This is a genomic window from Psychrobacillus sp. BL-248-WT-3 (assembly GCF_012843435.1).
Taxonomy (GTDB): Bacteria; Bacillota; Bacilli; order Bacillales_A; family Planococcaceae; genus Psychrobacillus.
The window spans coordinates 1-12,034 of the sequence record NZ_JABAFC010000026.1 but is presented as its reverse complement, the minus strand read 5'-3'; the positions used below and the strand labels follow the sequence as shown (position 1 = coordinate 12,034).

Annotated in this window: 9 protein-coding genes and 2 riboswitches; all 9 genes read left to right on the top strand. The window is 38.3% G+C overall.

The annotated features are described in order from the left end of the window. Positions 1-112: 112 nt before the first annotated feature. Positions 113-1,594 (top strand): nicotinate phosphoribosyltransferase, encoded by a 1,482-nt coding sequence (locus tag HF876_RS13035; RefSeq protein WP_169360497.1) that lies wholly within the window; start codon positions 113-115, stop codon positions 1,592-1,594. Position 1,595: 1 nt separating this feature from the next. Further along, positions 1,596-2,423, top strand: a complete 828-nt coding sequence (gene nadE, locus HF876_RS13030) for an ammonia-dependent NAD(+) synthetase (RefSeq protein WP_169360496.1) — start codon at positions 1,596-1,598, stop codon at positions 2,421-2,423. Between the two features lie 176 nt (positions 2,424-2,599). Next, positions 2,600-3,550 (top strand): AAA family ATPase, encoded by a 951-nt coding sequence (locus HF876_RS13025; protein ID WP_169360495.1) that lies wholly within the window; start codon positions 2,600-2,602, stop codon positions 3,548-3,550. 389 nt (positions 3,551-3,939) lie between these two features. After that, positions 3,940-4,752, top strand: coding sequence for a DUF58 domain-containing protein (locus HF876_RS13020; RefSeq protein WP_240949762.1), 813 nt, complete (start codon positions 3,940-3,942; stop codon positions 4,750-4,752). Next, positions 4,749-6,947 (top strand): transglutaminase-like domain-containing protein, encoded by a 2,199-nt coding sequence (locus HF876_RS13015; protein WP_169360493.1) that lies wholly within the window; start codon positions 4,749-4,751, stop codon positions 6,945-6,947. Before HF876_RS13020 ends, HF876_RS13015 begins: the two co-directional genes overlap by 4 nt. Before the next feature lie 35 nt (positions 6,948-6,982). Further along, a riboswitch (purine riboswitch) is annotated at positions 6,983-7,084 on the top strand. A 140-nt stretch (positions 7,085-7,224) separates the two neighbouring features. Continuing rightward, positions 7,225-8,778 carry a glutamine-hydrolyzing GMP synthase gene (gene guaA / locus HF876_RS13010; protein ID WP_169360492.1) on the top strand — a complete coding sequence of 518 codons (1,554 nt, stop codon included), beginning with the start codon at positions 7,225-7,227 and terminating at the stop codon, positions 8,776-8,778. A gap of 337 nt (positions 8,779-9,115) precedes the next feature. Continuing rightward, positions 9,116-9,268, top strand: a complete 153-nt coding sequence (locus HF876_RS13005) for a hypothetical protein (RefSeq protein WP_169360491.1) — start codon at positions 9,116-9,118, stop codon at positions 9,266-9,268. Between the two features lie 299 nt (positions 9,269-9,567). Next, positions 9,568-9,669: riboswitch (purine riboswitch) on the top strand. An 86-nt stretch (positions 9,670-9,755) separates the two neighbouring features. Further along, the gene (locus HF876_RS13000) at positions 9,756-11,087 is read left to right on the top strand and encodes an NCS2 family permease (RefSeq protein ID WP_169360490.1); all 1,332 of its coding nucleotides are present in this window, start codon (positions 9,756-9,758) and stop codon (positions 11,085-11,087) included. A gap of 124 nt (positions 11,088-11,211) precedes the next feature. Further along, positions 11,212-11,730, top strand: coding sequence for a GNAT family N-acetyltransferase (locus tag HF876_RS12995; RefSeq protein ID WP_346764081.1), 519 nt, complete (start codon positions 11,212-11,214; stop codon positions 11,728-11,730). Positions 11,731-12,034: the final 304 nt, after the last annotated feature.

The following is a 12,034-nucleotide window of genomic DNA, read 5'->3' as shown; positions in this document are numbered from 1 at the left end:
GATAGGCAGTTTAGCCAGTCCTGTGAGGGGGCTGGCTTTGTTGTGGTTAATTTTCCATGCGAAAGGGTAAATAGTGTATACTAAGTTCAATAGTTATTAGAAGGAGATCATCATGAAAAAAATTTATGCCGATGACAGTTTAGCATTACATACTGATTTATATCAGATAAATATGGTGGAGGCCTACTGGGCTGATAATATGCATGAGAGAAAAGCAGTGTTTGAATTATTTTTCCGAAAGCTACCTTTTGGGAATGGTTATGGCATTTTTGCTGGTCTAGAAAGATGTCTGGATTACTTAAGAGATTTTCATTTTTCGGAAAGCGATTTAGAGTACTTGCAAAATGGACTAGGGTATCGTGATGATTTTATAGATTACTTAAAAACGGTTCGTTTTACTGGTGATGTTTATTCGATGAAAGAAGGGGAATTAGTATTTCCTAATGAGCCAATTATTCGAGTGGAATCTACTCTAGCAGAAGCACAATTAGTAGAGACCGCTTTGCTTAACATCGTGAATTATCAAACGTTAATTGCTACTAAGGGATCTCGTATTAAACAGGTGGTCAAAGACGAAGTGGCAATGGAATTTGGCTCTCGACGTGCTCAAGAAATGGATGCTGCAATTTGGGGAACTCGTGCAGCCTTTATCGGAGGGATTGAGGCGACTAGTAATGTTCGCGCTGGCAAAATGTTTGGTATCCCTGTCTCTGGAACACATGCACATTCCATGGTGCAAGCATATAAAAGTGAGTATGATGCCTTTCACTCATACGCAAAAAGACACAAGGACTGTGTTTTCCTCGTAGATACATATAATACCTTGAAAACAGGTGTGCCAACTGCTATTAAAGTAGCTAAAGAGCTAGGGGATAAGATAAATTTCATAGGTATTCGCTTAGATTCAGGAGATATCTCGTTCTTATCGAAGGAAGCTAGAAAAATGCTAGATGCAGCAGGGTTTCCAAATGCTAAAATAATCGTTTCTAATGATTTAGACGAGTATACTATTTTGAACTTAAAGGCTCAGGGAGCAAAGGTAGACAGCTGGGGGATTGGCACTAAGCTGATTACAGGATATGACCAGCCTGCACTTGGTGCTGTATATAAAATTGTATCTATTGAAAGTGAAGCAGGTGTGATGGAGGATACTATCAAAATCTCCTCTACTACTGAAAAAGTTACTACTCCTGGGCAGAAAAAGCTCTTCCGTATTATAGATAAGGAAAACGGTAAGGCTGAGGGTGATTACATTGCTATGCATGATGAAGACCCTGCTCATGAGGAACGTCTAAAAATGTTCCACCCTGTCCATACCTTCGTTTCAAAATTTGTCACGAACTTTGAGGCTAAGGATTTACATGTAAAGGTAATCGAAAACGGGACAGTAATTTATAATAACCCAGATCTTGCGGAAATTCGGAATTATGCTCATGATAATTTGGATTTGCTTTGGGAGGAATATAAGCGTTCTCTTAATCCAGAGGAATATCCTGTTGATTTAAGCCAGAAGTGCTGGGACAATAAAATGCGTAACATTCAAGAAGTGAAGGAAATGGAGCAAAATCTTATTTCAAACAATGGAGGGATTTAAGATGTCTGACAAACAAAGAGAAATTATCGAAGCCTTAAAAGTAAAGCCGGAGATTGATCCAAAAGAGGAAGCTCGTATAAGTATCGATTTTATGAAAGACTATTTAAAGAAGCATCCATTTTTAAAAAGTATGGTTTTAGGTATTTCAGGTGGCCAAGACTCCACTTTAGTGGGCAAGCTTGCCCAAATGGCAGTGGATGAGTTGAATGACGAAATGGGAGCAGGTACGTATTCATTTATCGCGGTTAGTTTGCCATACGGGGTGCAATTTGATGAATCTGATCGTCAGGATGCACTGAACTTTATTCAGCCAAGCAAACGTGTAACCATTAATATTAAAGAAGCTGTAGACGCAAGTGACCGTGCGTTGAAGGAAGCAGGCATAACCCTTAGTGATTTTGCAAAAGGAAATGAAAAAGCGAGAGAACGAATGAAGGCTCAGTATTCTATAGCTGCGACATATAACGGTGTAGTGCTAGGTACAGATCATGCGGCCGAAGCGGTCACTGGTTTTTATACTAAATATGGTGATGGTGGAGTAGACTTAACCCCAATTTTCCGTCTCAATAAAAGACAAGGGAAGCAATTGCTAAAGCATCTCGGTGCACCACAGCATCTCTACACTAAAGTTCCGACAGCCGACCTAGAGGAAAATCGTCCAGCTCTACCGGATGAGGTTGCACTTGGAGTGAGCTACGATGATATTGATGATTACCTAGAAGGTAAGAATGTATCTCCAGAAATAGAAGAGAAAATCGTTGGCTTCTATGATCGTTCTGAACACAAACGACAATTACCAATAACAATTTTTGATGACTTCTGGAAATAAATAAAAGCATGGAATCTCTTATCGTAGAGACTCCATGCTTTTTGGTTGGATTAGATATTTTGAAGGCTGCTGAAAAAATAATTTAAATTGTTTTATCTTCCTTTTTTGGTTATGCTTATACTGTATTATAAAAATTTTCTAACTAATCATTTAATGATAATTTTGGGGGAAAACAGATGAATGAAAAATTACAGATAGAAGCAATTATTTCTAATATAGAAAAAGTAATGATAGGGAAGAAAGACATTGCAGAATTAGCAGTTGTATCTCTTTTGGCAGATGGACATGTTTTGCTCGAGGATGTTCCTGGAGTGGGAAAAACCATGATGGTTCGTGCGCTCGCTAAATCTATCGGGGCCGATTTTAAAAGAATTCAATTTACTCCTGACTTATTACCATCCGACGTATTAGGAGTCTCCATATATAACCCCAAAGAAATGGAATTTGAGTTTCGACCAGGACCTATTCTTGGGAACATTGTGTTAGCAGACGAGATCAACCGTACATCCCCGAAAACACAATCAGCATTACTAGAAGGAATGGAAGAAGCTTCCGTTACAATTGACGGCATTACGATGCCACTTCCAAAGCCATTTTTTGTTATGGCTACCCAAAATCCAATTGAGCATGAGGGTACATACCCTTTACCTGAGGCTCAGTTAGACAGATTTTTGTTGAGATTAAAAATGGGTTACCCTAATCAACATGAAGAGATTGAAGTATTAAATAGATTAGAGCATGCATCTCCTATTGATAGCCTCCAGCCAGTAGTTTCTCTTGAAGAGCTTATTCACCTCCAGAAACAAGTAAAAAATGTTAGCGTAGATTTGACAATGAAGGGATATATTGTGGATTTAGCTAATAGAACACGAGTAGATACTTATGTTTATCTTGGAGTGAGCCCTCGAGCATCCATTGCGTTGATGCGTGCCTCTCAGGCCTATGCCTTACTACAGGGAAGAGATTACGTGATTCCAGATGATATTCAATATTTATTGCCATTTGTTTTTGGGCACCGTGTTATTCTTCGTCCTGAGGCAAGGTATGATGGTATTTCTTCTGAGGAAGTACTTTCCCGTATTGTTAAACGAACTCCTGTCCCTATCAAGAGGAAGGTACACGGATGATTGAGCGGACAGAAGGATTAAAGAAGTATAAAGGTTTTATTGGTATCCTTCTTCTCTTGGTGGTGGCATTTGTGTATGCAATGTTTCAGGGGGGCTTCGTCAGTTGGTTTCTTTTTTACCTCATTGTTCCTCTCTCTATATACTCAATTCTACTTTTTTTTTACCCACTCTCTAAGATAGAAGCAGAGAGGATAATTGAAACACGAAAAGTGTATAGCGGGGGAAGATTTTCTGCCACGGTCAGGGTGACAAGAAATAATCGTTTTCCTCTGTTGTTTGTGTGGTTTGAGGAAAGGGTCGGTCCTTCTCTTAGGCACACAGGGTCAAGAAGGCAGCTTGTTTTTTGGGGAATAAAAAAAGAGTTTACCTGGACGTATGAAATAGAACATATGCCACGCGGTGAGCATGTATTAGAGGGGACAACAATTGAAGTGAGCGATCTGTTTGGATGGATGAAAAAAAGTATTTTTATTTCGAATCCAAAAACCTTACTAGTCTTTCCGAATCTAACGGATATGATTTATATTCCAATGGAAACTAGGTATGATCAGGGAGCAGCTGCATCAAGAATTCAAGTGATGAAGGATACGACTATGGCGACAGGGGTACGTTCCTATCAGCCTGGTGATCGAGTTTCTTGGATACATTGGAAGTCATTTGCCCGTACCCAAACTCTTAAAACTAAGGAATTTGAAGATCGTCAATCTCAGGATTTGTTCATCTTAATCGATCGAACGTTGACTCCTATGTTTGAGGACGTCGTAGATTTATCTGCCTCTATTATGCAGGCCATTGTTCGCCATCAAGCCAGCAGTGCTTTTTTATCTCTTGGAGAAGACCGTTTCTTCTTGCCAAATGTAGAGAATGAGACCCAGCTACATCAAGTCTTATATCATTTAACGAAAGTGCAGCCTGATTTAAACAAGCCTATTGAACAAGTCATATCCCAGGAGCCAGCATTAGCTCAAGCAACTTCGTTATTATATATAACAAGTGAGCTAACACATGAGTGGATTGATGGGATAAACCGTAACGCAGGAAACTTACGGTTATGTAGGTGCTTTGTCGTAAAAAACAAAAACGAGAAACCAAATAAAAATGAGAATGCACTGTACCAATACGCGAAAAGTAGAGGGGTAGACGCTCATAATATTACAAAGGACCGTTTTGCCCAAGCGTTTATGGAGGTGAATCGTTCATGAAAGATAACTACCTGCTAGGAATCATTTCCTTCCTAATTTATACGTTTACCTGTTTTTTAATAGTAGAATGGTTGAAGCCAGTTATGGAATTGACTAATACCGACCACTTATCATTGTTTGTCATATATCTGTCTGTATCCTTCTTTTTTTACTTTATAAAGCTTAACTGGAAGGTTACTATACCGATCAAGCTAGTGTTTATCAGTTGGACTATTGTTCATATCTACACGGATTATTCTTTTTTATCTAGAGACGCATTGAATTATTTAAGTGAAGCACTTCAACACAACTTTGCCTCTATTTTTAGTCAGGAATGGGGAGCGATAACGGATCCGTTTCGGACCTTTTTGTTTTTTGCTCTACTTTGGATGACTACCTATTTACTAAACTATTGGATCACCATTAGAAAGACAATTTTATTGTTTTTCATACTTACCGTTTTATTTATCACTATTTTGGATACATTCAGTCCTTACAATGCTAAGAATTCTATAGTCATTACATTAATTTCTGGGTTTATCATTATGGGATTACTCTATATCCAAAAATTAATAAAAGAAAATCAAGTCTCTATTAGAGGAACCTTTGTCACAGCTTCTATTACTAGTTTAATCGTATTAGTTATGATCAGTGGTATAACGGCATATGCAATGCCAAAAGCAGGTCCGATATGGCCCGATCCCGTCCCTTTTTTCACTACCTCTACACTTGAAGTAGATGAGCGTGAAGGGAATGGAGCTAGTGTAAATGGTGTGAAGAGGGTTGGCTACGGAGAAAACGATGAGCAATTAGGAGGCGCCTTCCAAAGTGATGATACGCCTGTTTTTTGGGCAAAGACTGATACCCCGCAATACTGGAAGGTTGAAACCAAAGATACTTATACCTCTAAAGGTTGGGTACAATCCGAGGAAGAGACACCTTTACTAAGCTTTGGGAGTGGAGAACTATTTGAAACGGATTTCCCACCCGGAGCAGAAGAATATACGGAGGAAGCTAATATAATGTTGGCGCAAGAATTTCCATTAATTCTTCAGCCTTATGGTATGAAAAGCATACAAACGAATGAAGAAGCTTTGTTTACAAGTAATCCACTAACCCAAAAAATTTCTGTTCTTAATAGCAGTAATTCTGCTCTATGGGATTACAATGTGACATTTAGTGAGCCTAGTTATAGTCTTAAAGCGATGCGGGAAACCTCTGTAGAAGATTTAAGTTTGGTGCCTGCTGAATTGCAGCGATATTTACAGTTGCCTGACACACTACCAGAGAGAGTAAAAGAGCTTGCCGTCAGCATTACGGAAGATCGGATAAGTCTCTATGATAAGGCACTTAATATTGAACGCTACTTCAGAGGGAATAACTTTAGCTACAATCAAACGATGGCTGCGGTCCCAAAGGGCGACACCGATTATGTAGATCAGTTTTTATTTGAAACAAAGGTGGGCTACTGTGACAACTTTTCAACTTCAATGGTCGTCCTTCTACGCTCCCTTGATATCCCTGCACGATGGGTTAAAGGGTTTGCTCCTGGAGAACGAGCGAATGTAGAAGGTCTTGGAAGTGTTTATGAGGTTACGAATAATAATGCACACTCGTGGGTAGAGGCTTATTTTCCAAACGTAGGGTGGATAACATTTGAGCCGACTATTGGCTTTTCCTCAAGTGCCAATGTTATATACGACATAGAGTCACAGACTGATGAACCTCAGACTCCAGAACAACAGGAGGAGAAACAAGAGGAGCAAGCTGCAACAGGAAAAAAAGATGATGATGTTTCCTTTAGCTTAACGACCTTCCTTCAAGATACTTTAGAATGGATGACGGAAAGAAAGGCAGCTATCATTTGGGGTCTTATAATTCTTGGGATCATAAGCCTGTTTGCTTATAGCCGTCGCGGAAAGTGGTTACCTAAGGTATTAATACCAGTAGGTAGAATGCGTAAAAATGATTGGAACTCTTTCGAGAAAATGTACCATCAGCTTCTACAGCAGCTAAGTCTCCATGGAATGCGAAGAGAGCAAGGACAAACCTTATTGGACTTTGCTAAAAAAGTGGACAAGGATATCGGTACCAACCATATGACTGATCTAACCAAGGTGTATCAACAGGGCTTTTATGGGAACAATAAAACGGAACTTAATTATGCGTCGATTAGAGAAAGTTGGGAATATTTAATCAATCGTATAAGCGGTTGATTTTACCCTCAACAACCTGTAAACTGAAGTCAAATTAAATTTGACCAAGTTGCCCTCGTATATGTCCGATAATATGGTTCGGATGTTTCTACCAAGTTACCGTTAATAACTTGACTATGAAGGTGAATGCAGTCATGTCTTTTTTAAGGACATCTGCATTCACCTTTTAATGTAGAAAGCAAAAACGCGTAGAAAGAGGAACTTTCGCACGCGTTTTTTTAATACGTATTGGGTTTAACGGATTGGGATAAATATATATAGAAGAGGTGGAATGCATATGTCTTCAACTCCATTGTTGAAAGAACAAGAAAAAATTGTCGTTCTAGATTTCGGTAGTCAGTATAATCAGTTAATCACTCGTCGGATTCGTGAGTTTGGAGTGTATAGTGAATTACATCCCCATACTGTAACTGCCGAGGATATTAAAAAAATGAACGCCACTGGTATCATTTTTTCAGGTGGACCTAACTCTGTATATGATACGAATGCTTTTCATATCGATGAGGCAATCTATGATTTGAATATACCTATTCTAGGAATTTGCTATGGTATGCAGTTAATGGCTTATCAATTTGGCGGAAAAGTAGAAAAGGCTTTTTCAAGAGAATACGGTAGAGCAGAGATTGACATTAAGAATCCGACAGCATTATTTGGCGACCTTCCTTCTAAGCATGTAGTTTGGATGAGTCACGGAGATCATGTAACTGCTGCACCAGAAGGCTTTGATGTGATTGCGACAAGCCCATCTTGTGATGTTGCTGCAATGGCAAATGTTGAAAAAGGCTTATATGCGGTACAATTCCACCCAGAAGTACGTCACTCTATTTACGGTCTAGAGCTACTTCGCCAATTCGTATTTGACGTTTGTAAGGCAAAAGGCGATTGGTCAATGGAAAGTTTCATTGAAATGGAAATCGAAAAAATTCGTGAAACAGTTGGGGACAAGAAAGTTCTATGTGCGCTAAGTGGAGGAGTAGATTCCTCAGTAGTTGCAGTCCTTATCCATAAAGCAATTGGTGACCAGCTTACTTGTATGTTCGTAGACCATAATCTACTTCGTAAGGATGAAGCGGAAGGTGTAATGAAAACCTTCTCTGAGGGCTTCAATATGAATGTTATAAAAATTGATGCGCGTGAGCGTTTTATGAATAAATTAGCTGGAGTTTCTGATCCAGAGAAAAAACGTAAAATTATTGGTAATGAGTTTATTTATGTGTTCGATGATGAAGCGTCTAAATTAGAAGGTATGGATTTCCTTGCGCAAGGAACACTGTACACAGATATCATTGAAAGTGGAACAGCTACTGCTCAAACAATCAAATCTCATCATAACGTTGGTGGACTTCCAGAGGACATGCAGTTCAAATTAATTGAGCCTTTGAAAACTTTATTCAAAGATGAGGTTCGTGCATTAGGCTCAGAGCTAGGCTTAGCTGATGAAATCGTATGGCGCCAACCATTCCCTGGTCCTGGACTAGCTATCCGAGTTCTAGGAGAAGTAACAGAAGAAAAACTAGCAATCGTACGTGAATCGGATGCAATCCTACGCGAAGAAATAGCTAAGGCAGGCTTAGACCGCGATATCTGGCAATACTTCACTGTACTTCCTGATATCCGTAGCGTTGGTGTAATGGGTGACGCAAGAACCTACGATTACGCAATCGGTATCCGTGCAGTTACCTCTATCGACGGTATGACATCTGACTGGGCACGTATCCCATGGGACGTTCTAGAAAAGGTATCTGTTCGATTAGTAAATGAAGTACCACACATCAACCGAGTGCTGTATGACATTACGAGTAAACCACCAGCAACGATTGAGTGGGAATAGGACTGTATTTAATTATAAACACAGTCATACCTTGTGATTAACATATCTCAAATATTAAATCCTCTTTTAGTTATTGATAACAGATAACTAAAAGGGGATTTTTATTTGGTTAAAAAATAGTTGAAAGATGATGTTTAATTGAATAATCTTATTTAAGATTGTAAAGGTAAGTATATGAATACCTTTTGGCGATGAACTGTTATACTAAGTTTTTAATGTTTTTACTGATATATGGAACGTTAGCGGGGAATATAAAGTATAAGGTTAACTTCAGTAAGATAAATATTATATTTGTTGAACAGATTCTCTATAAGGGTTAAGAAAAGTAGGTGAACAAATGGGAAAATATCAATTGGATACAAAAGGTAAGGCGGCCGTGGCCAAGTATCATGAAAAACAAAAGCCAGCTAAATTTGATAAAAAGCAGCAACTTGAAAAAATACGTACAGAGTATTTGAAGAACAAGCAAAAACAAGCAGATAAAGAATAGGAATGTAAATATAGGAAGACCATGTCCATCTTGTTTAAGGGTTTTAAAGTGATGAGTAGTTCAGGTAATTTCAAGGATTCATCCTACTGTAGAATTCCCCTAAGATGACGTTAAATGACAACTAGTGGTAGAGCTTGGAAACTGATTTATTGGTTTTCAAGTTTTTTTATTTGTATTAATAGGCCTATTTTCCTTTAAAAAATGCTTTACCTATAAGCAGAAAACGAACTATTATTTGGTTAATGAAAAAAATGTTCGGTTTTTCTATTGATTTCGTCATAATTCGATGTTATATTTACTACATAATTTAATTATGTCGTCGTATAACGTTGGGAATAAGGCCCAAAAGTCTCTACCGGATCACCGTAAATGATCCGACTACGATGAGTGATGCTTATTTATATTCACTTATTGGGGATAGTAGAGGTATACGACCAGAACTGGTTGTATACTTTTTTTCGTTGTCGCGATAAAAATGGAGGAACTTATGAAAAAGTATTTTCGTTTTGAGGAATTAGGAACAAACTATCGCCGTGAGATTATAGGTGGTTTGACAACATTTTTGGCAATGGCTTATATCTTAGTGGTTAACCCGATGACTTTATCTCTTGAAACAATCGAAGGGTTACCAGAGTTTATGTACATGGATAAAGGATCTGTGTTTACTGCAACAGCTATTGCTGCAGCAATCGGATCTATATTAATGGGTGTGCTGGCTAGATACCCAATCGCACTTGCACCAGGTATGGGATTAAATGCATTCTTTGCTTACACAGTTGTACTTGAGTTCGAAATTCCATGGCAAATCGCTTTAACAGGCGTCCTGTTCTCTGGTCTCATCTTTATCTGCTTATCTCTCTCGGGAATAAGAGAAACGATTATTAATGCTATACCATCTGAGTTGAAATACGCAGTAGGAGCAGGTATCGGTTTATTTATCACATTTGTCGGCCTACAAAACTCTAAGATTATCGTTTCCAATCCAAATACAGTAGCTGGCTTAGGTGATTTAACAGACCCTAACATTCTATTGACAATCTTTGGACTTGTGATTACTGTAATTATGATGGTTAAAGGAGTTAAAGGCGGTATTTTCTACGGTATGTTAATTACTGCAATCGTAGGGATGGTTTTAAGCTTAGTACCAATCCCTGGTGCTGTAGTAGGCAGTGTTCCTTCAATGGCTCCAACTTTCGGTGCTGCATTTGACGTATTTTTTGAAGACCCAGCCGCACTACTGACAGCTCAATTTTTAATTGTTGTGTTAACATTCTTGTTCGTAGATTTCTTTGATACTGCAGGTACTTTAATCTCGGTAGCAAATCAGGCGGGATTAATGAAGGGTGAAAAATTACCTCGTGCTGGTAAAGCATTATTAGCGGATTCTATTGCTACAGTAGCGGGAGCTGTTTCCGGAACATCCACTACTACTTCTTATGTAGAGTCAACAGCTGGTGTAGCTGCGGGAGCAAGAACTGGGTTCGCCTCAGTCGTAACAGGGGTTCTGTTCTTACTTTCTTTATTCTTTTTCCCACTGTTAGATGTCATTACTTCTTATGTAACAGCACCAGCATTAATTATTGTTGGGGTACTAATGGTTTCTTCTATTGGTCAAATAGACTGGAAACGTTTTGAGATTGCAGTACCAGCCTTCTTTGTAATTATAGCAATGCCGTTAACCTATTCTATAGCAACTGGTATCGCTATTGGATTTATCTTCTATCCAATTACTATGATCGTTGCAGGTCGCATAAAAGAAATTCATCCAATCATGTATGGCATGTGGGTAGTATTTGTAGGCTATTTCATATTCTTATAGAATAGAATGATATAAAGAGGGGCTCATGCCTCTCTTTTTTTGGTTTTTAAGAGGGATATAGATTATAGAGATAGAAATATACTCTAATAGAAGAAACTCACTTTAAGTTTGGAGGAAGTTGAGAGTGATACATATAAGAAAAGCAGTACCCTCAGATGCAAAAGGAATTGCCAAAGTTCATGTGGAAAGCTGGAAGACTACTTATATCAATATTGTACCGGAGGACTTTTTAAATAACCTGTCTTTTGAAAAGAGAGCGGATTACTGGTTTTCTGCTATTCCGAACGGGGGAGTTTATGTAGCTGAAGCTGAAAACAATCAAATCGTGGGCTTTGTTTCTGGCGGGAAGGAACGGAGCGGGAACTATTCTAATTATAATGGGGAAATTTATGCGATCTACAATTTAAAAGAATATCAGGGAATAGGTATCGGTAAGTTATTAATCGAACCTATGGTAAAAGAGTTAACGAACCAGGGGGTCTTTACTATGTTAGTGCTAGTTCTAGAAGACAACCCTTCAAAATACTTTTATGAAAAGCTTGGTGCAAAGAAGATAGATAGGATAATAGTAGAAATAGGAGGAGTGCACCTAAATGAGTTGGTATACGTTTGGGACGATATTGCACCCTTAGCTGTTAAATAGCACGCATAGTATATAGGTCTATAAAGTTATAATAGACTTATCAGAATAAATTGTTATTATTTTTGAGGGTATTTTATTAAAAATAGTGTTGACGAATAGTTTAAAAGGGTGGTATAGTAATCAAGTTGTTACTTTTACTTCTGATTTCGAAAAACAAATTTTAAAAAGTTGTTGACATTGATAATCAGATTTGATAAGATAATAAAGTCGTCAAAACAAACGACGCAATGAACATTGAAAACTGAACATGCAAAACGTTAAGACATACAGCATCAACAAGCTTCGGCTTGATTGACGCAAAACA

Coding starts and splice junctions, on each gene's coding strand:
- HF876_RS13035 (WP_169360497.1), top strand. CDS start 113: ATGAAAAAAATTTATGCCGATGACAGTTTAGCATTACATACTGATTTA.
- nadE (WP_169360496.1), top strand. CDS start 1,596: ATGTCTGACAAACAAAGAGAAATTATCGAAGCCTTAAAAGTAAAGCCG.
- HF876_RS13025 (WP_169360495.1), top strand. CDS start 2,600: ATGAATGAAAAATTACAGATAGAAGCAATTATTTCTAATATAGAAAAA.
- HF876_RS13020 (WP_240949762.1), top strand. CDS start 3,940: ATGCCACGCGGTGAGCATGTATTAGAGGGGACAACAATTGAAGTGAGC.
- HF876_RS13015 (WP_169360493.1), top strand. CDS start 4,749: ATGAAAGATAACTACCTGCTAGGAATCATTTCCTTCCTAATTTATACG.
- guaA (WP_169360492.1), top strand. CDS start 7,225: ATGTCTTCAACTCCATTGTTGAAAGAACAAGAAAAAATTGTCGTTCTA.
- HF876_RS13005 (WP_169360491.1), top strand. CDS start 9,116: ATGGGAAAATATCAATTGGATACAAAAGGTAAGGCGGCCGTGGCCAAG.
- HF876_RS13000 (WP_169360490.1), top strand. CDS start 9,756: ATGAAAAAGTATTTTCGTTTTGAGGAATTAGGAACAAACTATCGCCGT.